This is a genomic window from Saccharibacillus deserti, assembly GCF_013618475.1.
GTDB lineage: Bacteria > Bacillota > Bacilli > Paenibacillales > Paenibacillaceae > Saccharibacillus > Saccharibacillus deserti.
In genome coordinates this window covers 1,320,063-1,345,244 of the sequence record NZ_JABJVN010000001.1, presented here as the reverse complement: position 1 = coordinate 1,345,244, position 25,182 = coordinate 1,320,063, and the positions used below count along the sequence as shown (strand labels likewise).

General features: G+C 54.5%; 20 protein-coding genes. 19 read left to right on the top strand and 1 reads right to left on the bottom strand.

Annotated elements, in window-relative coordinates:
- Nucleotides 1–13 precede the first annotated feature (13 nt).
- The 19 genes from HOP44_RS06035 (at nucleotide 14) to HOP44_RS05945 (ending at nucleotide 24,211) form a co-directional block, all read left to right on the top strand.
- Nucleotides 14–1,363, top strand: a complete 1,350-nt coding sequence (locus HOP44_RS06035; protein ID WP_172251408.1) for a GGDEF domain-containing protein — start codon at nucleotides 14–16, stop codon at nucleotides 1,361–1,363.
- Between the two features lie 145 nt (nucleotides 1,364–1,508).
- On the top strand, nucleotides 1,509–2,525 hold the full coding sequence (locus tag HOP44_RS06030) for an NAD-dependent epimerase/dehydratase family protein (protein WP_172251406.1): 1,017 nt from the start codon (nucleotides 1,509–1,511) through the stop codon (nucleotides 2,523–2,525).
- On the top strand, nucleotides 2,526–3,593 hold the full coding sequence (locus HOP44_RS06025) for a dihydrodipicolinate synthase family protein (protein WP_172251404.1): 1,068 nt from the start codon (nucleotides 2,526–2,528) through the stop codon (nucleotides 3,591–3,593).
- Nucleotides 3,594–3,608: 15 nt separating this feature from the next.
- Complete coding sequence (locus tag HOP44_RS06020) at nucleotides 3,609–4,643, top strand: alpha/beta fold hydrolase (RefSeq protein WP_172251402.1); 1,035 nt, start codon at nucleotides 3,609–3,611, stop codon at nucleotides 4,641–4,643.
- A gap of 28 nt (nucleotides 4,644–4,671) precedes the next feature.
- Entirely contained in the window at nucleotides 4,672–5,670 is a 999-nt protein-coding gene (locus HOP44_RS06015) for a hydroxyacid dehydrogenase (protein WP_172251400.1), read from the top strand.
- An 82-nt stretch (nucleotides 5,671–5,752) separates the two neighbouring features.
- The gene (locus tag HOP44_RS06010) at nucleotides 5,753–7,966 is read left to right on the top strand and encodes a helix-turn-helix domain-containing protein (RefSeq protein WP_172251398.1); all 2,214 of its coding nucleotides are present in this window, start codon (nucleotides 5,753–5,755) and stop codon (nucleotides 7,964–7,966) included.
- Between the two features lie 208 nt (nucleotides 7,967–8,174).
- Entirely contained in the window at nucleotides 8,175–9,704 is a 1,530-nt protein-coding gene (locus tag HOP44_RS06005; protein ID WP_172251396.1) for an extracellular solute-binding protein, read from the top strand.
- Nucleotides 9,705–9,777: 73 nt separating this feature from the next.
- Complete coding sequence (locus HOP44_RS06000; protein WP_216667460.1) at nucleotides 9,778–10,686, top strand: ABC transporter permease; 909 nt, start codon at nucleotides 9,778–9,780, stop codon at nucleotides 10,684–10,686.
- On the top strand, nucleotides 10,680–11,552 hold the full coding sequence (locus tag HOP44_RS05995) for a carbohydrate ABC transporter permease (RefSeq protein ID WP_172251394.1): 873 nt from the start codon (nucleotides 10,680–10,682) through the stop codon (nucleotides 11,550–11,552). Before HOP44_RS06000 ends, HOP44_RS05995 begins: the two co-directional genes overlap by 7 nt.
- 40 nt (nucleotides 11,553–11,592) lie before the next feature.
- Nucleotides 11,593–16,587, top strand: a complete 4,995-nt coding sequence (gene hepB, locus HOP44_RS05990) for a heparin/heparin-sulfate lyase HepB (RefSeq protein WP_172251392.1) — start codon at nucleotides 11,593–11,595, stop codon at nucleotides 16,585–16,587.
- A gap of 34 nt (nucleotides 16,588–16,621) precedes the next feature.
- Entirely contained in the window at nucleotides 16,622–17,704 is a 1,083-nt protein-coding gene (locus HOP44_RS05985; RefSeq protein WP_172251390.1) for a Gfo/Idh/MocA family protein, read from the top strand.
- Entirely contained in the window at nucleotides 17,701–18,555 is an 855-nt protein-coding gene (locus tag HOP44_RS05980; RefSeq protein WP_172251388.1) for a Gfo/Idh/MocA family protein, read from the top strand. Before HOP44_RS05985 ends, HOP44_RS05980 begins: the two co-directional genes overlap by 4 nt.
- The gene (locus HOP44_RS05975; RefSeq protein WP_172251386.1) at nucleotides 18,552–19,673 is read left to right on the top strand and encodes a Gfo/Idh/MocA family protein; all 1,122 of its coding nucleotides are present in this window, start codon (nucleotides 18,552–18,554) and stop codon (nucleotides 19,671–19,673) included. Before HOP44_RS05980 ends, HOP44_RS05975 begins: the two co-directional genes overlap by 4 nt.
- Before the next feature lie 24 nt (nucleotides 19,674–19,697).
- On the top strand, nucleotides 19,698–20,546 hold the full coding sequence (locus tag HOP44_RS05970) for a sugar phosphate isomerase/epimerase family protein (RefSeq protein WP_172251384.1): 849 nt from the start codon (nucleotides 19,698–19,700) through the stop codon (nucleotides 20,544–20,546).
- Nucleotides 20,547–20,582: 36 nt separating this feature from the next.
- Nucleotides 20,583–21,611, top strand: coding sequence for a Gfo/Idh/MocA family protein (locus HOP44_RS05965; protein WP_172251382.1), 1,029 nt, complete (start codon nucleotides 20,583–20,585; stop codon nucleotides 21,609–21,611).
- A complete protein-coding gene (locus tag HOP44_RS05960) occupies nucleotides 21,608–22,258 on the top strand; it encodes an SGNH/GDSL hydrolase family protein (RefSeq protein WP_172251380.1) in 651 nt (216 codons plus the stop codon). The genes HOP44_RS05965 and HOP44_RS05960 overlap by 4 nt, the downstream gene beginning before the upstream one ends.
- Nucleotides 22,259–22,403: 145 nt before the next feature.
- Nucleotides 22,404–22,853, top strand: coding sequence for a DUF1569 domain-containing protein (locus tag HOP44_RS05955; protein WP_172251378.1), 450 nt, complete (start codon nucleotides 22,404–22,406; stop codon nucleotides 22,851–22,853).
- 25 nt (nucleotides 22,854–22,878) lie between these two features.
- Nucleotides 22,879–23,556 (top strand): ATP-binding protein, encoded by a 678-nt coding sequence (locus HOP44_RS05950; RefSeq protein ID WP_172251376.1) that lies wholly within the window; start codon nucleotides 22,879–22,881, stop codon nucleotides 23,554–23,556.
- Between the two features lie 19 nt (nucleotides 23,557–23,575).
- Complete coding sequence (locus HOP44_RS05945) at nucleotides 23,576–24,211, top strand: GyrI-like domain-containing protein (RefSeq protein ID WP_172251374.1); 636 nt, start codon at nucleotides 23,576–23,578, stop codon at nucleotides 24,209–24,211.
- A 440-nt stretch (nucleotides 24,212–24,651) separates the two neighbouring features.
- On the opposite strand, the gene HOP44_RS05940 is transcribed toward HOP44_RS05945, so the two are convergent.
- A complete protein-coding gene (locus tag HOP44_RS05940; protein WP_172251372.1) occupies nucleotides 24,652–25,038 on the bottom strand; it encodes an SET domain-containing protein in 387 nt (128 codons plus the stop codon).
- Between the last annotated feature and the right edge of the window lie 144 nt (nucleotides 25,039–25,182).

Here is a 25,182-nt window from a genome sequence, read left to right as displayed (position 1 = left end):
AAGGAGTCTCGTGATGTCCAACTCCAGCAGTACGCCGGCCAAAGGGATTCCGATCGGACTGATCGGCCCGGAGGCACTGGTTCAAAAAATGGTCAAAGTGATTCGCAACTTCCCTTCTTTCGACCCGATCGCGCGGGGCTGCACCGAAGAAGAAGTGCCGCGTCTGGCGGAAGAGACGGCAGCCGAAGCGGAAGTGCTGCTTCTGTCGGGACCGATGCCTTATGGCAGAGTCAGACAGGAGACACGGCTGAGCATCCCCGTGCATTACGTGCCGCTTACGGATACCGGGCTGTTTCGGGCGTTGTACCGATTGAAAAACAAACAGGGACTGGAGTCTTCTTTTCGATTGACGATCGATACGCTGAGCAGGTCCATGGTCGAGAATGCGTTCAAAGAAATCGAAGAGACTCTGGTGACGGCCGTGTATTTCGACGGACCTTCTTATACGCCAAGCGAAGAGCTGATCCGGTTTCATCGGCAGCAGTATGAAGAAGGCGGCAGCCAGGCGGCGCTGACGGCGGAAGAGTGCGTCTCGCGGGCTTTGACGGAACTCGGAATTCCCAACGAATGGGTGGTTCCGACCGATTCCAATATTACGGTAGCGCTGGAACGGGCGCTGCTGTCGACCGAGACGAGAAAAAGCAAAGAAGCGCAGATCGTGGTGGGCATGGTGAATGTCGATAATTTCGGAAAATCCGTCCAGCAGCGTTCATCCGAACACGAAATCCAGAAGTTGAAGCTGGAGATCCACCGGACCCTGCTCGATTACGTGGAATCGCTGGACGGCTGCCTGACGCCTATAGGCAGCGACGAATATTTGTTTTTTACGACACGGGGGATCTTCGAACGGGAAACCGGCGGCTACAAGTCGATTCCGCTGGCCCGCAGCGCCAATAAACGTCTGGGTCTGACTTTGAGTATGGGAGTCGGCTTCGGACGTTCGGCCAACGAAGCGGGCACGCTGGCCCGAAGCGCTCTGCGCAGATCCAAAGAAGCCGGAGGCAATGCCTGCTTTATTCTGCGGGAAGACCACTCCATTATCGGACCGCTCGAAATGGCGGCTCCCGTGGAGCAGGCTGCGGCGCTGACCGATCCGGAACTGATCCGGACAGCCGAAGAAGCCGGCATGACATCCGCGTATCTGAGTCGATTGATGAACCGTTTCGCCCGAACCGGCGTTACCGACTACACCGTGCATGAATTGGCGGATATCCTCGATATCACTGTCCGGAGTATGCACAGGCTGCTGCTGCAGTGGATGGAGAGCGGCCTGGTGGAAATTGCCGGCATGGAGAAAGTACCCAAAGGAAGACCCCGGCAGATTTATCGGCTGGTTCTGTTGGCGGGAAGATCGGTCAATTGATTGGATACAGGGGAGGCCCGTTAAGAAGGGGACCTCCCTTTTTTGCTGCAATTTAAAGACTATTTAAAGTCCTGTCTTTAATGAAAAGCAGCGGCTATACTGGATCTAATCATCCGGCACTCGGCCCGGCAAAGGAGAGACAGATATGGATACGATTGCGGAATTGGAAATGAAATTGGCGCAGCCTTCGGACAAGCTGATTGCCGAGCTGGCGGCACTGGATGGCGATCTGATGCTGCTGGGCGTGGGCGGCAAGATGGGGCCAAGTCTGGCCAGGCTGGCTGTTCAGGCGATCCGCGCGGCGGGCATCCGAAAACGGGTCATCGGCGTCTCCCGCTTCTCCAACGAAGCCGCAAGGCGCGAACTGGAAGAGGCCGGAGTCGAGACTCTGGTCTGCGATCTGCTGAACGACAAGGAGCTGCAAAGTCTGCCCGAAGTGGGAAACGTCCTTTATATGGCCGGCAACAAATTCGGAACGACCGGCAACGAACATTTTACCTGGGCTATGAACGCGTATCTACCCGGACGAGTCGCGGAGAAGTTCAAAAACTCGCGGATCGTCGTATTCTCGTCCGGCAACGTGTATCCGTTTACTTCGGTTGGACTCGGCGGCGTGACGGAATTGATCGTTCCCGCGCCGACAGGGGAATATGCCCAATCCTGTCTGGGACGCGAACGCATTTTCGAACACTTTTCCCATGAATACGGGATTCCAATGGTGATCTATCGGCTGAATTATGCGATCGATATGCGCTATGGGGTGCTGCTGGAATTGGCCCGATCCGTACAAAGCGGACAGCCTATTTCCCTCACGACCGGACATGCGAATGTGATCTGGCAGGGAGACGCCAACGAGATGGCTTTGAGATGTTTGAGTGTCTGCAGCTGCCCGCCGAATATCGTCAACATCACCGGTCCGGAGACGATGTCGATCCGCTGGGCCGCCGAAGAGATCGGCAGGCGGCTGGATCGACAACCGGTCTTCGAAGGCACGGAGTCGGATACCGCGCTGCTCAGCAACGCTTCCAAGTCGCATCAGCTGTTCGGCTACCCGCAGGTGTCCCTCCTGCAGATGATCGATTGGACGGCCGATTGGGCGTTGAACGGGGGAAAAACCTGGAACAAACCGACGCATTTTCAGGAGAGAAAGGGGAACTATTAGATGGGTTACAAGCCCCTGTCGCCCGAAATGGGCAGAGCGCTGCATGACGGTCTTGTCATTCCGGCGCATCCGCTGGCTCTGGACGAACGGCGTAGGCTGGATGAACGCCATCAGCGTGCGCTGACCCGCTATTATATCGCTTCCGGTGCGGGAGGAATTGCGGTAGGCGTACACTCCACGCAGTTCGAAATCCGGGACCCGTCTATCGGTTTGTACGAACCGGTCCTGCGCTTGGCAGCGGAAGAAGTGGCACGTGCGGAACTGAGCCGGCCGTTTCTCAAAGCAGCCGGAATATGCGGGCCGACCGACCAGGCTCTAGACGAAGCGCAGACGGCCACCGCGCTCGGCTACGAGGCCGGACTGCTGAGTATGGGCGGTTTGGCGGAGTGGAGCGAAGACGAACTGCTGAAGCGCACGCGGCTCGTGGCGGAAGTGATTCCGGTGATCGGATTCTACATGCAGCCGTCGGTAGGCGGAAGAATCCTGACTTACGATTTCTGGAAAGCGTTCGCCGATATTCCGAATGTGGTCGCGATCAAGATCGCTCCGTTTAACCGTTATCAGACTCTTGAAGTGGTGCGGGCGGTCTGCGCTTCGGCGCGAAGAGACCAGATCGCTTTGTATACGGGCAACGACGACAATATCGTAGCGGATCTGCTGACAACCTACCGATTCATGACCGATGGAACCCGTGTGGAAAAAAGGATCGTCGGCGGGCTGCTTGGCCACTGGGCGGTATGGACGAAGCGGGCTGTCGAGCTGCTGGAAGAAATCAAAAGCCGGCGGGGCGAAGAAGGATTCGCCGAAGAAGCGCTGACGCGAAATATCGAAGTGACGGATGCGAATGCCGCATTCTTCGATCCGGCGCACCATTTCGCAGGCTGTATTCCGGGTATTCACGAAGTGCTGCGCAGACAGGGGCTGATGGCGGGCACCTGGTGCTTGAATCCGCATGAGCAGTTGTCGCCGGGGCAGGCCGAAGAAATCGACCGGGTATACCGGGATTACCCGCAGCTTAACGACGACGGGTTTGTCGGGGCGAATCTGGCGCAGTGGCTGCGGGAATAGAAGGAGGCGGCGGCAATGGCTTACCGTTTGGAGCAGCTGAACCGATCGGGTATTCCGCCTCTGCTGGCAGGCATCGAAAGCCTGGAACAGTGGAAGGACAAGCTGGCCGGGATTCGGACAACCTGGCTGACGTATATCGGCGGACTTCCCGCAGGTGTGCCCGTGCGCACCGACAGTTATTCCCGAAGCGAGCATACCGGCTATACCCGCTACGGGATCCGGTATGATACGGTGTATGCGGACGAAGTGACCGCCTATCTCCTGGTTCCGCATGAACCCAAGTTCAAGCACCTGCCCGGAGGAGGGTATCCCGCCGTACTGGCTCTGCATCCGACGATCGGGCAGGGCAAAGACGATATCGCGCTGGCATCGGGAAGGCCCAATCGCAGGTATGCCGTCGAACTGGCGCAGCGCGGTTATGTGGTGCTTGCCCCCGATGCCCTGACCGCCGGCGAACGGATTTATCCGGGCAAAGCGGCGTTCGACAGCGGACCGTTCGACGAGCGGTATCTGCACTGGTCCACCGTGGCTAAGAATATCGCGGACCATAGACAAGCAATCGATGTATTAAGTTCCCTGAAGGATGTGAACCCGGAAGCGATCGGAGCGATCGGGCATTCCTTCGGCGCTTATAACGCGTATTTCCTGGCCGGGATGGATAATCGGGTCCGGGCGGTCATAGCCAGCTGCGGATTCAGTCCGTTCACCGGAGACCGGAATCCCGAACATTGGTCTTACCGCAGCTATCCTTATACCCATATTCCCAACCTCTCCGCCGATCTGAAGCGGGGAGAAGTCCCGTTCGATTTTCATGAGATTATCGCGCTCAGCGCACCGACTCCTTTTTTTGGCTACTCGGGTCAAAACGACAAGATTTTTCCTCATTGGGAGGCGATCGGCGGCGGTTACCTGGAGTTGAAAAAGCTTTACGGCTGGCTGGGCGAAGAAGAAAGCTTCCAATCTTACATCGGAACGGGAGCACATGATTTCCCGGAAGACATCCGGAGGTTGGCTTACGCTTTCCTCGATCGGTGGCTGGCGAACGAGTAAGAACTTATCAGAGTCGGGAGACGATAACATGAAGACGCCGAATATTGCCATGATTCAAGGGCTCGATTACACCGAGCGGATGTTCGATCAGGAGCGGTTGGAACGGCTGCGCGAATTGGGCCGGCTGCGGATCAACCCCGTTCCGGGAGTTCCGAGCCGCGAAGCGGTGGCGGAACTGATCGAAGGGGCCGACATTGTGATTACTTCCTGGGCCTGTCCTCCGTTGGATGCGGAAATGCTGGATCGCTGCCCTTCCCTGCAGCTGATCGCCCATGCGGCGGGCAGCGTCAAACCGATCTTGAGCCTTGCCGTGGCCGAGCGGGGAATCCGCGTCTGCAGTGCGAACGACGCGATTGCGCAGGGAGTGGCGGAAACGACGCTTGGACTCATTATCGTATCGCTTAAAAATATCTGGCAGCTGGCCCGAAACACCCGTGCCGGCGAATGGGAGAAAGATCGGGGGCTCGTCAGAGAACTGTACGGAATGACGATCGGAATTATCGGGTCGGGTATGTCCGGAGGACATCTGATCCGGCTGCTGCAGGCGTTCGATGTGCAGGTGCAGGTCTACGATCCTTTTGTATCCGAAGCCCGAATCAACGAAATGGGAGCCGTGAAAGTCGAGCTGGAGCGCCTGCTGGCCGAGTCGGACGTTGTCTCCATTCATGCGCCTTCCCTTCCCCAGACGTATCATATGCTGGGCGAATCGGCGCTGAAGCGGATGAAAGACGATGCGATCCTGATCAATACGGCCAGAGGGTCGCTGATTGACGAGGCGGCTCTGATCGCGGAGCTGAGGCAGGGCCGATTGTGGGCCTGTCTGGATGTGACGGATCCCGAGCCGCCCGAGATCGACCATCCGTTTCGCGTTCTGCCGAATGTGACGCTGATTCCGCATATTGCCGGAGCGGCCAACAACGGGCTGCTTCGGATCGGCCGCTATACGGTGCGCGAAGTGGAACAGTTTATCGCGGGGAAACCGCTGCATGGGGAAGTGGATCTGTTCAAGCTTCATGTAAACGCTTAAATTAAGGTTTGACAGGCTGCCGTCTGCTCCTTACTATGAGTAGGGAGCTGACTAGATTGAAGAGCGGGGAGGGTGGGGCACGATGCGGAAGATTAAGCCGAAGCGCTTCATCCGCTTGAAATTGAATTCGTTGTTCCTGCAGCTGATTACGGGGTTTTTATGTATTATCGTGCTGTTGGCTTCGTTAACCTATTACGCCGTATCGGCGTCCATTACCCATATTCGACAAGAAATCGGCAAGTACAATACGCTTATGCTGCACAACACGATGGAAAATTACGAGGACCATTTGGAAATGATCAAAAAACAAATGGTTCTTTTTTATTTCAGCGAATCGGTTCAGCGTCTGCAGCGGGAACCAGACTACAGCAACTATGCCGAAGTCATCAAAGACATTCAATCCTGGGTGACGAACCCTTATTTATACATCGACAACATCGTTTTTTACTCCAAATCCCCAAGTTTTATATTGGAAAAAGGCACAAGCACGCAGCCCGATACCCTGTTCAACGTTTTTATGAAAAGCGAAGCTTATCCTCTCGAGTTCTGGAACAAGCAGTTTGACGAATCGTATACGAACCGGGTTTTCCCGGCGGCGACTTTTTCCAACGTTTCTTTTCGCGACCGAAAAGGCAGCCGCGGCGAATCGATCCCGATCATCTTCAAGATCCAAAACGACCGGAATTTCTATATGGCGGTCTTTTTGGATGCCGACAAGATGTACAAAGCGTTCGATCAGACTCTTAATGAAGACTTTATGATGTACAACGCCGCGGGGGAAACGATGTTCGAACGCTCGGCAGCCGATCCTTTTCTTCCGTTGGAGCAGTTGAAGCGGCACGGCGACAGCGGATTTGTGCGGGATCACAAATATCATTTCTATACGACGGGCGCGGGCAGCGAGATGACCTATATCCACCGTCTGCCCGTCGAGCAGATGACCTCGCAGTCGCGGCTGAACGTGACCATGGTCGCCGTTATCGTGATCGTGATCCTCGTGAGTGTACTGATCTCGATCTTCCTGGCGGCCCGTATCAATAATCCGCTCAAACAGCTGATCCATTCGATGGGAAATGCCCAGGCAGGCAAACCGTTCCGTTCCAAGATCCATGAATTCGAAATGATCAGCGGCCAGTTCAACAACAAGGACAATATGCTGAAGCAGTGGGCCTTTTTCAACTATCTCAAAGATATCCGCAGCCGGGAAAGCGACCTGGCCAAGCTGGAATTTCCGGATCAGCCGTTCGTTTTTCTTCTATTTCATGTCCGGGAGAAGAAGCAGGCGTCCCCGATGCACGGTTCTTTTCAAGGGTGGCTGTATTACATCAAAGCTTTTATCGAAGTGAAGCTGAATCGGACGTTCGAAGAAGCGCTGACCATCCAGATCGAGCATGACCAGATCTTGAGTCTCGTCTTCACCGAAGATACGCAGGCGCTCAAAGAAATGCTGGCCGGCATGAAATCCGTCTTCGATCACGATTCCGACAGCGGTATCATCACGATCGCCATGACTTCGAGATTCGATCATTTCAAGCAGGTGCCCGAAGCCTACAAACAGGTGCACGAACGGATCGGAAACCGCAGGCTGATCGACGAAACGGAGATTGTGGACGATTCTTCGGCCGATCCGGTCGTGTGTGCGTTTACCAAAGAGCAGGAAAAAGCGTTCCAGGCAAATATGAAAGAAGGAAACTTCGAAGAGTTGGCTCTTTTGCTGGGGCGTTTTTTTGCAAAATGGGAAACGCAGACGGTTTCGGAGGCGGCCTGGGTCCGTTTTGCCGAGGGGGCGGCGGAACGGATCCGTCAGGCCGCGCCCGCCGAAGGAGGAGCCGGCGGTACGCCGGAGCGATGCAGCGAACAGATCCGCGAGTGTACGACCGTCAACGAACTCCAGGCGCTGCTGCTTCACTGGATCAAAGAAGGGTCCGAACGGATTCGGGAGAAGAAGGAGCGCAAAGACGGCATCACTTCTTTTGTCATGGAGTATGTGAATGCCCATTTGGCCGACGAAATCTATCTCGATACGCTGGCGGACAAGCTCAATATCAGCAGCGGCTATCTGTCGACTTACTTCAAAGACAAGACGGGGACCAATCTGGTCGAGTATATCAACGAAGTGCGGATTCGCGAGGCGACGGTTCTGCTTGTGGAAAGTCCGCTGAAAATTCAGCAGATTGCGGAGGCGGTAGGGTATCGGAATATCACTTCGTTCAACCGGATGTTCAAGAAACACACGGGGCTTACGCCCAACGATTATCGGAAAAGCCGTATGTCCCCTCCGGGCAATGCGGGATGAACCGAAACGATGGCAGAATCGGGAAACTCCCGTCCGCCATCGTTTTTTTTGGGTTCGTCGAACTTGTCGGTTTTACAGAAACCTGGTACTTATTTCATCTTTCGAAGAAAGTACAGGTTTTGGCGAGAACAGCTTATGTACGGCCCCCGTTCGAATTCGTATGATTAGGCTGTCAAAAGGACCACAAACGAAAAAAGGTGGGATGGGTATGAAGAGATCCAAATTTTCATGGGCTGCGGTTACGCTGCTGACGCTGGTGACGGTATCCTGCTCGAAAGAAGCCGCCGAAACGACACCAAAACCTGCAGGCTCCGCTGAACCCGCCGCGACGGCGAGTGCCCCTTCCGATCTTCCGGAAGCGGCCACGATCAAGATTTATACGGAAAATAACACCGGATGGCCGGCCAAGGAAGACTGGGGAGTCTGGAAATGGGTCAAAGAAGAAACGAACATTACCGTCGAGCAGGTATTGGCTACAGGCCCCGAATCGCTGGCGCTGGCCGTATCGTCCGGCAGCATGCCCGATATCATGTCCGTCTTCCCGGAAGAAGTACAGAAATTCGGTCCGCAGGGAGCATTCCTCGACTTGTCGCAGCATATGGACAAAATGCCGAATGTCAAAAAGTATCTCGACAGCAAGCCGGATGTGAAAGAGCGGGTCACGACTCCGACAGGCGAGATCCTCAGTATCATTAATGACGGGGCAGGCGAAGGCAATCAGGCTGTCTGGTTCTATCGGGAAGATATTTTCAAGAAACACAATCTGCAGGAACCCAAGACGTGGGACGAGCTGTACGAAACGGCCAAGAAACTCAAAGAAATTTATCCCGACAGTTATCCGTTTGCCGTTCGGCACGGATTGAATACGCTGAATTACATCGGTCCTTCCTTCGGAATCTATCCCGAGCTGCATCGGAATCCGGAAGACCCGACCCAAATGAAATTCGGGATGCAGGACCCGGCCGCCAAAGAGATGGTCGGTATGCTGAACAAGTTTGTGGATGAAGGGCTGATGCCTCCGGATTGGCTGACTATGGATTACAAAGCCTGGACGCAGTTCATGACAACCAACAAATCGTTTATCACGGTCCAGTTCATCGGCCAAATCGAGATCATGAACAATCAGCTTACGGAAGGCAATCTCAAGTTTATGCCTCCGCCGCTCGGAGCCGGAACCAAAGGGTATCTGCCCAAAGGCGGCGCGGAAATCTACGGTCTGGCCGTAGCTTCGACAACGGAAAATCTGGATGCTTCGCTGCGCTATCTGGATTATATCTTCTCCGAGAAAGGCCGGGACGTTCAGAGCTGGGGCAAAGAAGGCGAGACGTACACCCTGGTGGACGGCAAACGCAAATTCAACGAAAACTACAAAGAAGCCAGCGATCTGCGGGTCATCTCCGGGATTCAAACGGCGGGCACCTACGGTTGGTTCGACTTCGACGCCTGGATGGCGCTGGTCAAAGAAAGCGAACAGCCGCCGTACATCGAAGCGCCGAAATACCGGATGCCGGTTGCGGGCGATCTTCCGATGCTGACGGCCGAAGAAGGCGCGACTATCGGTCCGGCCAACGATCAGATCTGGAAGTATTGGACAACCGAGACGACCAAGTTCATCTTCGGCGATCGCCCGATGACGGAATGGGAAGACTTCGTCAAAGGGCTGGACAAATATGAAGTGGAAAAGATCAAAGCCGCGTACCAAACGGCTTTGGACCGTCAGATCGCAAACGCGAAATAATCCAGCCTCACAGGGCACAAGTCTGATCGAAGACGGGCTGCCCTATTGGTAGATCGGGAGAGGAGACCTCCATTTGAAATCAACGATCCTCAAGCGATTCAAGAAAGATCGCAACTATCTGCTGCTGCTGGCTCCTGTCCTGCTGTACTACATTCTGTTCAAGTATGTTCCGATGTTCGGAATTGTGATTTCTTTTAAGGATTACAATTTGTTCAAAGGCGTATGGGAGAGCGAATGGGTGGGATTGAAGTATTACGAATGGTTCCTGCGGAATCCGGATGCGTGGAATATTATCCGCAATACGCTGCTGCTTGGGCTCTATCGGTTCCTGTTTCTGTATCCGGCACCGATTATCCTGGCCGTCTTGTTCTACTTGATGCGCTGGAAAAAGTACAGAAGGTTTGTCCAGACGGTCAGCTATATGCCGTTCTTCATGTCCCAGGTCGTGATCTCCAGTATTCTGATCATGCTGCTGTCTCCGAGTACGGGGTGGATCAATCAAATGATTCAGTGGGTAGGCTTTGAGCCTGTCTATTTTCTGCAAAAAGCGGAATGGTTCCGTACGATCTATATCGCTTCGGATGTCTGGCAGCAGGTAGGCTTCAGCACGATCATCTATCTGGCGGCTTTGGCCGCGGTCGATCCGCAGCTGTATGAAGCGGCGAGGATGGACGGGGCCGGCAGATGGAAGCAGACGCTCCATGTCACCCTGCCCGGGATCGTGCCGGCGATGGTCATCGTATTCATTCTTCAGTTGGGCGGCATCCTGGAGCTGAGCTTCGACAAAGCGTTCCTGCTCGGCAATGTGGCTACGATCGAAACTTCGGATATTGTCTCGACTTATGTGTACCGAACAGGGATCATCGGAGGCAGCTACAGTTACGCTTCCGCCATTGATCTGTCGATGGCGCTGATTTCCCTGCTGTTGATTTATTCGGCGAATCGCGTCAGCCGCAAAGTGGGGGAGACGAGCCTATGGTAAAACGCGGACAGATCCGAATCTTTGACGTGGTGAATTTCCTGCTGCTGGCGGGTATTGCGTTTGCTTCATTGTTTCCTTTTATCCATATGGCTTCCGTTGCGCTCAGTTCGCCGGATTACGTGGTGCGCAACGAAGTCGGATTGTGGCCCAAAGGGTTTCAATGGGATGCCGTATCGGCCGCGCTTGGCGACGAAAGACTGTGGATCGGCTACCGCAATACGCTGCTGTATCTGGTGCTGGGAAGCTGCATTTCGATGACGCTGACGATCATGGGTGCTTACGCGCTGTCGAGAAAGTCGCTGCTGTTTGGCAAGCCGGTCATGCTGATAATCGTATTCACCATTATGTTCAACGGCGGGATGATTCCTTTTTATCTGGTCATGAAATCGTACGGCCTGATGGACACGATCTGGGCGATGGTGCTGCCAAGCGCGATCAATACCTACAATCTGATCGTGATGCGAACCTTTTTCCAGGGTCTGCCGATCGAGATCGAAGAAGCGGGACGTATCGACGGACTGTCGGATTTCGGACTGCTTCGCTCTATTGTGATTCCTCTGTCCAAACCTGTACTGATGACGGTCGGTCTCTTCTACGCCGTAGAAATATGGAACAGTTTCTCGGCGGCACTTCTGCTGCTCAGAGATCCGAATTTGTTCCCGCTTCAGCTGATGATCCGTAACCTGGTTGTGGTCGGTCAAAGCGGAGACGTCTTGGAAACGGCCTCGGCTTCGGGAAAGACGGTCGTGCTGGAATCTCTGAAATACGCGCTTATTCTGCTCGGCAGTCTGCCTATTATTCTGGTCTATCCTTTCATTCAAAAGCATTTCGAGCAGGGCGCGTTGATCGGATCGGTAAAAGGGTAAGCGAGACTTCCAAATCTATCAAAGAAGCGAGCGTGAGTCGATGAAGAATAAAAAGCTTTTCACCGGGTTTATGGGATTCCTTGTCGCTTTTTCCGGGTATTCCGGAATCTTGACGCCTTCGGCTGCCGGTGCGGAACTCCCGACGTTTACGGAAAGTTTCGACAATGAACCGATCGGTCCCAAAACGGCGGGAGCCGGCTGGACGCTGGGATCCGACCCGGGCATCGGAACTCTGGAAATCGTGGAAGATCCTTCGGCGGAGCACAAAAGTATGAAGCTCACGGACAATCATTATGCGGCGAATGAAGAATTCAGACCTGCTGCCAGCATCTACCGTACAATTAGTCCGCAGACCGGCAAGTTTACGGTCGAGACCCGGGTGCGGATCGAGAAATACGAAGGGGCGGATCCGCATTTCAACTTTGCGGTCACGGATAACCAGAGCAATATCGCAGTCAAGCTGACTTACAGCGGTGGGGTGTGGCGGGATATTACAAATGCCGAAGTCATCAATATGCCTTCCGGCAGCCTGATCGGCAAGTGGGTAACCCTGCGGCTCGAAATCGATAAGCCGGCGGGCAAGTACAATATGACGGTGATCAGCGATGCGTATAAGTTCGGAAGAAAAGATAACAGATTGAACAAAGAGACGGGAACCTATACCGTATCAAATCTGCCTCTTAAGCCGGGAACCGGAGATTTGACCCGCCTGACTTATCTGCCGCAGAAAAATAAAGGCGTGTATTATGTCGATTATCTGACTTTAAACAATAACGCGCCTGTTTGGTCGGGCGGTGCGTTGACGAAAACCAAACCGATCGAAAAAAGTGTGACGCTAACCTGGCCGAACGCGGTCGACGATCGCGGGCCGATCAAAGAATACGGAATCTATGAAGGAAATGTAAAAATCGGATCGACGGCCGGTAACGTGAACACCTTTAAGGTAACCGATATCGTTGACGGGCGGCATATCTATAAAGTGGAAGCGATGGATAACGAGGGGAACCGTTCTACAGGGGGGCCTTCCACAGCCGTCGTTGTCGGTGAAATCGTCACTCAGCTGAAGCCGCCTGCGGGGCATCCCCGGTTGTTGGTCCGTGCGCAGGGTCTTCCTGCACTCCGAGAGAAACTTGCGAAGACCGAAATGAAGGACTACTTGGAGAAGGTGAACGAAGCAGCAGCCGTCACTAACAAGGATGGGCTGTTAGGCGCAATTCCGGCCGGTCAAAACGATAATTTTGACGAAGCGCTGCTGCTGTCGATCAAGTCCAAAGCGCTGCTGTCCCTACTGGAACAGGATCAGGCAGCCGGTGAGGAATTGGGCGAAGCCGCTATCGGAATGATGAAAAATTTCATGGAATCGTTCGAATCGAATAATCTGGATAAGTCTTCCGGCCATGCCGGAGACACGCTGTTTGCCGGGGCGCTGGTTTATGACTGGTGCTATAAGTACCTGACCGAAACGCAAAAAGCGGAATTTGTCGCCCTATTCGAAGAAATGGCCGAGAGCGAAACCCTGGGCGGATATCCCATGGATGCAAGTATGGGCTACTACATCACGGGAAACCGCTCGGAAAATCATGTCTCCCGGGATCTGCTCAGCGTAGGCACAGCCATCTTCGACGAAGAACCTTACATGTACAGTTCGGCTACCGAGATTCTGCTGAAGGAATTCGTTCCCTCGCGCGCTTTCCTGTATAAAGCCGGTATGCATTATCAGGGCGATTCGTACGGTCAAAATCGGTATACGTTTGATGTCATCGCCAACTTGATCTACGCCCGTATGGGATATCCGGACGTATTTAACAAAAATATGGGCGATGTTCCTTACCGCGTCCTGTATACCCGAACGCCCGACGGCGATTTGCTCAGAGACGGCGATTCGTGGCTTGTGACGGATCGAGAGAATTATGCGGCACAGCCGAGTACGTTCTTGTACACCGCGGATTACTATAAGAACCCTTATTTCAAGCAGGCGTTCCAGAACGAATATGCACAGTCCGATTGGAATGTAGACCCGATCCTGGTTCTGCTGCTGCACAATCCGGATCTGCCGGGCAAACCGGTTGACGATCTGGCCCTGACCCGCTACTTCGGTTCTCCGAACGGCTCGATGGTGGCAAGAACCGGCTGGGATACGGGCAAAGACTCCAAAGCCGTCGTAGCCGAGATGAAAGTGGGCGAATATCACACGAATAACCATGATCATCTCGATCCGGGCGCTTTTCAAATGTATTACAAAGGTTCTCTTGCGGTCGACTCCGGGGTCTATGCCAGTTACGGCGATAAACATGATGTGAATTACTATAAGCGGACCATCGCCCATAACTCCATGCTGATCTACGATGGAAAAGAAGAATTCAAGCTATGGGGAGAAAAGCGTTCGAATGATGGAGGCGTGCAGTGGCCTGCGCAAGGGGTAGAACCTCTCTATAACACAGAGCTTCAACCGCCGGAACAAGGAAAAGAGAGCGTATACAAAATAGCTTCGGTCGCCGGGCAGCAGTTCGGTCCCGATCTGATAAAGCCCGATTACACCTACCTGAAAGGCGATTTGACCAAAGTCTATGCAAGCAAAGTGTCCAAATACAACCGTTCGTTCGTCTTCTTGAATCTGAAAGACGATGATCATCCGGCCGCCATGATCGTCTATGACAGAGTCGATTCGACGAATGAACAGTTCAAGAAATACTGGCTGCTGCACAGCGAAGAGAAACCTCTGGTGGAGGGCAATGTCACCACGGTTACGCGAAGCGCCTACGGTTATAACGGCAAGCTGGTCAATACGACCCTGCTGCCGTCGGAGGAGAATTTGAACATTAATCCGGTAGGCGGAAAAGAGAACGAGTATTCCGTATTTGGCGAAAATTATGAAAGTTCGGCCGCCGGTAAGGGCAATCTCGAGCCGGGCTCCTGGCGGGTAGAGATCTCTCCTAAAGAGCAAAAGAAGGAAGACCATTTCCTGAATGTCATGCAGGTGATGGACAATGAGGACGGACCCGATCCGCTGGCCGTCGAAATGATCGATCTCGACAGCATGGTAGGCGCCAAAATCGCCGACCGGGTTGCTTTGTTTAGCAAGAGCGGCGACCGTCTGAGCGGCACGGTGACCCTGAAAATCCCCGGATCCGAAGACTATCTGCAGTATGTCGTCACGGATCTGAAAGCGGGTTATTGGAGCGTCAAGCGAGAGGGAGCGGCCTCTGCCGAGCAGATCGAAGTTACGGAAGACGGAGGCGTACTGAGCTTCAACGGCGCTCCCGGCACCTATGTGCTCGAGCACTCGGAGACACGGGGCGACCTGCTGGAGCGTCCCATCTGGAACAACGGAACGCTGACCGCATCGGATATCGCAGAAGATACGGTGAAGCTGACCTGGTCCGGCATACAAGCAGACAGTGCGATTGTCGGCTACCGTCTATTTGACGGAACCAAGCTCGTCCAAGAAGTAACAGGCGCCGAGCAGAACAATCTCGTATTGACCGATGCTCCGTCTGGGCGTCATGTCTACCGGATCGAAGCGGTGACCGCTTCGGGGACGCTCTCCGATACCGGACCGTCGGTTACGGTAAAGCTGCAGAACTTGTTCAAAATCAGCGGTACTGTAACCAAAGATGGCGGGGAAGCGGCATCCAAAGCGAAAGTGGAAGTGAGAACGCCCAAAGGATTTCTCGTCAAATCGGTGTTGGCGGATGAAGAAGGCCGATATACGGCGAATGATCTTCCAAACGGAAATTATGTACTGAACGTTGCATACGAGAAGACGGATAAATATTCCGAATCGGTCCTCTTGTCGAATGCCGACCTTACAAAAGACATGGTGTTAACCCCGATGCTCAAAATTGTGGCGGTAACCGCCAGTATCGGTTCGGCAGAAAAAACGATAGACGGCGATTTGACAGAAGGCTGGGCGGCAGAGGGAATAGGCGTGTGGGCCAAGTACGATCTGGGCCGTGTGCAGAACGTGGACCGGGTCGATCTCTTGTTCGGCAACGCGACATCCCGGAAAAACGCATTCGATATTGCCGTATCGACGGACGATGCGACCTATACGATCGTCTACAGCGGTTCGAGCAGCGGAACGTCTCCGAATATGGAACAGCACCGGTTTGATCCGGTATCTGCCAGATATGTAAAATTTATCGGAAACGGAAACAGCGGGCCGTACGGCACATGGACGACCCTTGAAGAATTGGCCTTGTACGGCAAAGTATCTCCAATCGCCAGTATCAATCCGGTGAAGGTGAAAACGACCGCGGGTCTGGCGCCTGTTCTGCCTACGGTAGTGACGGCCGTCTACAGCAATCAGCAGACGGCGGAACTTCGCGTCGTCTGGGAAAAGATCACCCCGGCTCAGTATGCCGCTGAACAGGTCTTCACCGTCGAAGGTACGGTTTCGGGAACCCCGATCCGTGCACAAGCCGAAGTGACGGTCGGTGCTCCCGCCCTTGCGACAGGAGTACCGGGCAGGCCCGTACTCTCGACAAACAGCGGCCATGCCACGGGATTAAAAGATGGGAACTACTCCGTAACGATGAACATGTGGTGGGGCCCTAACGCTTCGACATTCAAACTGTACGAAAACGGAGAGTTGATCGACTCGCAGACGCTGAGCGACGCTTCGCCAAATGCGCAAACCGTAACCACGCCCGTGTCGGGCAGAACCAACGGTACCTATACGTACACGGTCAAACTGTCCAACGGTTACGGCACGACCGAATCGGAACCTCTGACCGTAGTCGTCACGGATGCTTCTCCGGGCGGTCCGGCACTGTCCCATAACAACTGGGACGGCGACGGGAATTACGAGGTAACCATGAACATGTGGTGGGGAACAAATGCGGCCGAATACCGGCTGTATGAAAACGGGGTACGGATTGATTCGCAGGCTCTGACTGCGACGACACCGAGTGCGCAGGAAATCTCGACACAGATCTCGGGCAAAGCGGCGGGCACTTATGTATACACCTGCGAATTGGTGAACGCGGCTGGTGTGACTTCCGGCCCGGCTCTAACCGTGCAGGTAAACGAATAAAAGCGGATTTCGCGATTCCAGGGAGGAACCTCCATTGTCCAAGATGAAAGTCGCCATTATCGGGTGCGGCAGTATTGCCAACGGTACACATATTCCGGCTTATCTGGCCAATCCGGACGCCGAAATCAAATATTTTTGCGATATTGTCGGCGAAAAAGCGGAGAAAGCGGTGCAGGATTACGGCTGCGGAGAAGCGATCGAAGATTATCGCATGGCGCTGGACGATCCGGAGATCGAAGCGGTATCCGTCTGTACATCGAACGACGTGCACGCTTCGATCTCGATCGACAGCCTGAGAGCCGGCAAGAACGTGCTCTGCGAGAAGCCGGCAGCCCGGACTTATGCCGAGGCGCTGGAGATGCAGCAGGCCCAGCATGAGACCGGACGGGTTCTGAATATCGGGGTCGTAAACCGTTTCAATACGGGGGTCAACCGAATCAAACAGATGATCGGGGACGGCGAACTCGGCGAAGTTTACCATGTCTATGTCAGCTTCAGGTCGCAGCGTTCCATTCCGGGACTCGGCGGGGCTTTCACGACCAAGTCGATTGCGGGAGGAGGCGCCCTGATCGACTGGGGCGTCCACTTCCTCGATATCGTCATGTACGCGTTGGGCGATCCGCGGCCCAAAGCGGTTTCCGGGCAAACCTACAGCAAATTGGGTCTGGATATGCCGAATTACGCCTATCTCAACATGTGGGCCGGCCCGCCGGACTATGCGGGCACTTACGATGTGGACGATTTCGTAACGGCTCTGATCCGGACGGAAGGTCCGACGATTTCACTAAATGGAGCCTGGGCGCAGAATATCGGGGCGGAAGAGATGTATATCGATATTCTCGGAGACCGCGCGGGAATCCGCCTGCAGTATGGCAAAGGCTTTGTCGTATACGGAGCCAAAGACGGCGTCCTGCTGGAGACTACGCCTACTTTTAAATCCGAAGAAATGTTCCAGACCGAGATCGATTCTTTCCTGGATTGTATCCGCTCAGGCAGGAAGCTGGCTTCCCATATCGATACGGTGATTCTGTCGTCGCAAATTATTCAGGGCATCTACGATTCATCCGAACAAAACAAAGAAGTGGTATTCGACCAGGTCCCGGAGGCGAAGCAATGAAAAGAATCGGATTCATCGACTATTTTCTCGACGAGTGGCATGCCAATCACTACCCGGGCTGGATCGAGCAGGCGTCCGGCGGCACCTTTAAAGTAACGTGCGCCTACGGCAAAATCGATTCGCCCACCGGGAAGACCAATGCCGACTGGTGCCAAGGCAGCGGCATCGAGCTGCTGTCTACGATTCAGGAGGTGATCGACAGCAGCGATTACCTGATCGTTCTGTCGCCCGATCATCCGGAATTTCACGAAGAACTGTCCCGGCTTGCGCTGGAATCCGGGAAGCCGACCTATGTCGACAAGACATTCGCTCCCGACCGGGGCACCGCGCTTCGGATGTTCGAGCGGGCGGCGAACCATCAAACGCCGCTGTATTCTTCTTCGGCTCTGCGGTTTGCTCCCGAATATGCGGAAGCCCGGGGCAGGGAGATCGATACGGTATTCAGCCAGGGGCCGGGTCAATATTCCAATTATGCCGTTCACCAGATTGAGCCGATCGTATCCCTGATGGGCATCGGAGCCAGACGGGTGATGTCCGTAGGGACCAAACTTGCTCCTTCCCTGCTGGTCGATTACGAAGATGGAAGACAGGCGGCGCTTCTTCATATTCAGAACAGTCCGTTTCTGCTGACGCTGCAGTACAAAAACGGAGAATCCGCCAGATTTACGGCGGAAGCCGACTTCTTTGCCGCTTTTATCGCAGACCTGCTGCGTTTCTTTGATACCGGTACCCCTTCGGTTCGGGCGGAAGAAACGATTCTGATCATGACGTTGATCGAGTATGGCAGCCAAGCCGCGCAGACGCCTTATCAATGGGTCGATCTGCCGGTTCGGGAGGAGGCCGCTCGATGAGAATCGGCGTAATCGGCTACGGGGTTCGGATCAGCAGTCTGATGAGCCATATCCCCGAGCTTGATCCCGGCAGCCGCGTGGTCGCGATTGCGGACCCGCGGCGGGAAGCGCTTCAAGAGCAGCTTGGGGAGCAGGCCGGATCGATCGCGTTTTATGAGCGGGCGGACGATATGCTGAATGAAGCCGAACTGGACGGGGTCGTGATCGGAACCCGCTGCGATCTGCACACCGAAATGGCTCTGAAAGTATTGGAACGCGATTTGACGCTGTTTTTGGAAAAGCCGGTCGCAACGACCTATGCCGATCTGGCCAGATTGAAAGCAGGCTATGAAGCTTCGCGGTCCAAGGTGGTCGTTTCTTTTCCGCTTCGGAATACGCCGCTCGTCAAGCTGGCCAAAGAGATCGTCGATTCGGGGAAAATCGGGACCGTCGAACATGTGCAGGCGGTCAACAACGTTCCTTACGGAGCGGTTTACTATCAGAATTGGTACCGCGACGAACGGATTTCCGGAGGGCTGTTTCTGCAAAAAGCGACGCATGACTTCGATTATATCAACTATCTGCTTGGCCTGAAGCCGACGGCGGTCTGCGCCATGAAGTCCAAACGGATCTTCACGGGAAACAAACCTGCGAAGCTAATGTGTCGGGACTGCGAGGAGAACCGAACCTGCCCGGACAGCGCGCTTTATCATGAATACGGCGAATACTGCTGCTTTGCCGAAGATACCGGCAATGAAGATTCCGGAAGCGCCCTGATCCGCTACGAATCGGGCATGCATGTGAATTATTCGCAGAATTTCTTCGCGCGCCGGGGAGCCGCCAAGAGAGGGGCGCGTCTGCTCGGGTACAAAGGGACACTGGAATTCGACTGGTACACAGGCGAGCTAAACGTATTCATGCATCACGAACCACGGGTAGAAACGCACAAGCTCGATTTGGAAGCTTACGACGGTCACGGCGGAGGCGATCAGCGGCTGGTCGACAATTATCTGAAAGTGCTGCGCGGGGAAGCGTCTTCGACGACTACCCTGGATGACGGACTGCTGAGCGCGCTGCTGTGCCTCAAAGCCAATGAATCCGCGGAAAACGGCCGCTTCTGCGCAATCGATTGGGATTAAAATCGGACGGTTGGAGGAATGGACATGAAAAAAGGCATCAATATCTGGTCGTTTCCGGAAGGCAAACCGATTCTGGAGTGTGCGGTATTGGCCCAAAAAGCCGGATTCGACGGGATCGAGCTGTCGCTGAACGAATCCGGGGAATTGGGGCTTGAGAGCAGCGAGCGCGAGGTACTGACGCTGCGCAGACAGATCGAAGAGCTGGGACTTGAGATCAGCGGCTTGGCGACGGGATTGTACTGGTCCTATTCGATGACCAGCGAATCGGAGACGACCCGGACGAGAGCCGTCGAGATCGGCAGGAAGCAGCTGGAGACGGCCGCAGCTCTGGGAGCGGATACGATTCTGGTCATTCCCGGAGCGGTCGGCGTAGACTTTATTCCGGGCTCCGAAGTTGTCGATTACGACAAAGCCTATGAGCGTGCCCAGGAAGCGGTGGGCAGTCTGGCTCCCTTGGCCCGTCAGACAGGCGTCGCGATCGGAATCGAAAACGTCTGGAACAAGTTCCTGCTCTCGCCGCTGGAGATGCGCCAATTTATCGATTCGATCGGGTCGGAGTTTGTCGGTTCCTATTTCGATGTCGGCAATGTTGTCCATTCCGGCTATCCCGAGCAGTGGGTACGCATACTGGGCAGCCGGATCAAGAAAGTCCATTTCAAAGACTATCGGCGTCAAGCGGGCGGGCTGCACGGATTTGTCGATCTGCTTGCGGGCAATGTGGATTATCCGGCCGTCATGGCGGCACTCCGCGATATCGGCTACGACGGATACGCGACGGCCGAGATGATCCCGAACTACGTGCACCATGCCGAGCAGATCATTTCCAATACGTCGGCTTCGATGAATGCGATCTTGGGGCGCGGCTCCCTGTAATTTTTTGATCAAGCTCAATTAGGAGGACTCCGGCTTATGTTGAAAATTGGATTAATCGGATTCGGATTCATGGGTCGTATGCACTTCGATAACTACACCCGTCTGATTGCGGAAGGTCTTCCTGTTTCGTTGAACGCGATCTGCGATATTCGGATCGACGAGTTGAAAAATGCCAAAGCCGGCGGGAATATGTCTACTTTGCAGGAAGTCTACGACTTGACTCCGTACCGGCTGTACGATCATTTCGAGCGGATGATTGCAGACGAGGAGCTGGACATGATCGATCTGGCCGTGCCCACTTACCTGCATGCCGAGATGAGCTGTATCCTGATGGAAAAAGGGTATCATGTGATGTGCGAGAAGCCGATGGCGCTGAATGCGGAAGAGGCCGGACGAATGGTCGAGACCGCCGCCAGAACCGGAAAAAAGCTGATGATCGGTCAGTGTCTGCGGTTTTGGCCAGGCTATGCGTATCTGAAGCAGTGCGTCGAAGACCGCCGTTACGGAGCTGTCACCCAGGGGTATTTCTATCGGGGATCGGGGGCTCCACAGGGATGGTTTCTGGACGAGAAGCTGAGCGGCGGGTGTCTGCTGGATATGCATATTCACGATACCGACATGATTCAATACCTGTTCGGAAGCCCGAAGCGCGTATCGACGCTGGGACGGAACGTGATTCAAGGAGCCGGCAGCGACATCGTCTCCAGTCATTATTATTATCCCGACGGCAAAGTCATCAATGCTCAAGCGGACTGGACACTTGAAGGGGATTTCGGCTTCTATATGGGATATCGGGTAAACTTTGAGCGTGCCAATATTCAGTTCGACGGTGCGGATGTGACCGTGAATCCCAATGACGGACCGGGCTTCGTCCCCGAGCTTTCGGCGGACAGCGGCTACTACGGCGAACTGGTCTATTTCCTGAACGCCGTGCTGAGCGATCGGCCGATTACGGTCTGCACGCCCGAGAGTACAGCCGCCACATTGGCGGTGATCCGGGCGGAAGCGGCTTCCGCTTCGCAGGAAGGAGCCTGGGTGTCGGTCGCCGAACCGGCCCATCCATGATCCCTCCGGGAACCAAGCTGGTGATGATCGGCGATTCGATTACCGACTGTGGGCGCATGCGTCCGGTAGGGGAAGGCAAAGGAGACGCGCTGGGCAGCGGTTACGTCTCCCAGATCCAGGCTCTGCTCGATTCGACCTATCCCAAGTTGAACCTGCGTATGGTCAATATGGGCGTCAGCGCCAATACCGTACGCGAACTTCGGGAACGCTGGCAGTCCGACGTGATCGGCCTGCGGCCGGACTGGGTGTCGATCATGATCGGCATCAACGATATGTTGAGGCACTATAACCGCCCTATGCTGACGGAAAGCCATGTTTCGCTGGGCGAGTACGAAGAGACGCTTGAGAAGCTGGTTGAGGAAGCCAAAGTTTCGGGCGTACGTGAGATTCTGCTTATGACCCCTTTCTTCATCGAGAGCAGCCCGGATGATGTTCTTCGGCAGATGAGTCTGGCATACGGGGCCGCCGTGAAGCGGATCGGCGAGCGGCAGGGCACCAGGTTCGTCGATATTCAATCCGCGTTCGACCGTTACCTGGAGCATCATTATTCCCTGGAACTGGCCGCGGACCGGGTTCACCCTTCGCAGACCGGACATATGATTATCGCCAGAGAATGGCTGCAAGCGGTCGGTTATCGGTGGGACTGAAAGCTGCTAAAGGCAGAGCGAATGACCTGTGCAAAGCTGCAGGTCATTTTTTTAATTTGGCTCCGAGCCGGAAGGATATTTCTGGAATCCGGCGAATTATGATAATGGGAACACTTGTTGGGTGTTTTTAGAAAGGAGCTGTGGGATGAACAATCTATTCGAATCTTCGGCCATGCAGGAAATCCGGCTGCGGATTGGGCGGCTGAGCCCGGATGCTCGGCCGCTCTGGGGCAAGATGAATCCGGCACAGATGCTGGCGCACTGCTCCGCTTTTCAAGACATTGCGACAGGCGAACTGACGGCTTCGCGAAGCGGGCTGGGGCGGGTGATCGGCAGATTTGCCAAACCGGTGTTCTACAACGACAAGCCTCTTCCTCTGAATATGTCCACTATTCCGGCGATTCTAATGGACGGAGAGCGGGAGTTCAATCCCGAGAAAGAACGGCTGCTGCGGCAGATCGAGCGCCTCGGAGAAAAAGGACCGCAGTCCTGCGAAAAGCAGATGCATCCGTTCTTCGGCCGGCTGTCGGCCGAGGAATGGGGCAAAGGCTTGTACAAACATCTGGACCATCATTTGAAGCAGTTTGGCACGTAAACGAGGAATGGCAAGGAGAACCAAGATGACGATGATCAGTATTGAAGGAGCGAGCGCAGCCGGCAAAACGACGACTTCGGCAGCTTTCGCGGCCCGCAGCGGAGCTTTACATATTCCCGAAATCGCGATGCTGTGGGAAAAGCCGGACCCGGAATACCCCGAATGGTTTTTCGAACGTCAGGCGGACCGCTGGAAGATGGCACTGCAGAAAGAACCGAAGCGGCAGGTCGTGATCGATATCGATTTGTTTCAGCCGTTCTGGTATAACTGGGCCTTCGATTTCACCTTGTTCGACGGACAGAGCCTGGCATTTGTCGAAGCGTTCTACCGGCCGCTGTTCGCTAGGCAAAAAATCGGGTTTCCCGACACCTATTTTCTGCTGTCGGCACCCGAATCCCGATTAAGAGAGCGGAAGGCCGGAGATCGGGCCCGCCAGCGAAGAGGATTCGAACTGAACCTGACCTTTATCGAACCGCAGCAGCGGTATTTCCGCGCGTTGAACGGGTTCTGTCCGGGCCTTGTGCAGTTTATCGAATCGGTCGATATCGAGAGCAACGTCGCGCAGATTGAACAAAGTCTGCCGGGGAGCCGGAACGATCATCGGTATTCGCTTGAGCTGTTCGACTTTATGGTGAACTGGCTGGCTGCGAATCCGGCGTATCCGGGCGGCAGGCCAAATCCTTTTTCAACAAATTCGGAATAAGCGGAAGAGAGGAAATGGGATGAGCGGAAAAATCGATTACAAAAAAGACTACAAGGCTTTTTATGGTCCCAAAACCGTGCCCGAAATCATTGATGTGCCCTCCATGCCTTTTATCTCGATCGAAGGAACCGGCGATCCGAACGCAGCTCCTTTCGCCGAAACGACCGGAGCTCTGTACAGCGTGACTTATGCGGTAAAAATGTCCTACAAAAGCGACAACGTGCCGGCCGGTTACTACGAATACACCGTGTTCCCGCTGGAAGGGATCTGGGATCTGGTCGACCATACGAAACCTTCGACGGACAAAAGCAATCTGAAGTTCAAGATCATGATCCGTCAGCCGGATTTTCTGACCCCGGAACAATACGTGCGTTTCTTCGAACAAACGAAGAAAAAAAAGCCCAATCCGAGACTGGACGACCTGCGTTTTGAAACCTTGGAAGACGGACCGAGCTGCCAGATGATGCATCTCGGCAGATTCGAAGACGAGCCCGCCAGCTTTGCCCGGATGGAAGCGTTCTGCGAAGAAAACGGATGGACACGCAAAAGCAAGCTGCACCGGGAGATTTATTTGTCGGATCCGAGAAAAACCGTGCCCGAGAAACGCAAAACGGTACTGCGTTTTGCCGTGGAAGCGAAACGTACGGATTCGTAAACCGGCGTGATTCGTTTTCCGCCGTGTCCGCGCCTTCCGCCTGCGGAATCGTTTGTTTTCGGTCCTTGCCTTCGGGCAAGGGCTTTTGTTACGATGGAGGAAAGAACAGGAAAAAGGCCGCCCGGAGGGCGGCAAATTTGTCGAGAAAAGTCTGCTTCCGAGTGAAACGAGGAGGCGGAGGGAGAAATTCAGTGGAGGAACGATAGTGTTCGCCTTTGAAATCGGGGAAATTCCGCTAAATTTCAATCCTTTTCCCCGATTTCAACACGCGACCTAAAGCCTTTCGGAGAAAGGCACATCGGAAGCATCCGCTAACGAATTTCTCCCGCAGCCGACGAGATTCTACAACGAATAGGACTTTCTCGACAGCCTGGCCGCCCGCAGGGCGGCCTTTGAGCCAAATGAGAGGAACAGCAGCCAAAGTGCCAAAGCAGGCGGCCTTACTGCTTCTTTTCTTCCATAAACCACAGCGGATCGTCGCAATCTTCTTCGCCGTTGTAATTGATCAGAATTTCGTCGCCTGCTTGGATATCGGTGTAAGCATAGAAATCGAAGGTATGCTTCTCAAAGCTGATCTCGTACGTCGCATTTGGCGTATAGGAATGGTTGAGCAGGCTGCCGTAACCTAGCAGAATCGCGGTATGGTTGGCTCCGTACTCAAATACATAATCGGCCAGGATCGTTTTCTCGATATGTTCATGGTCGTCATTGTCGTAAGCGACAACGGGCGCTTCATGGATCAGTTCGCCTTTGGCGATATCCCGGGTAGCGAATACGCCGCGGGTAAATTCGCCGCCGCTGAGTTTGGAATGTTTGATTTCGATCATGGATTCACCTTCGCAATTCTTGGATTGGGTCGTTCGGCCCGTCCGGGCGCACCCATTATTGTAGCCCAACCGACGAAGAACGGCAAGGAAATGCCTCGCCTGTGCAGGCGCTGCGCCTATCCGGGTGTTTACATACAAAAGGGG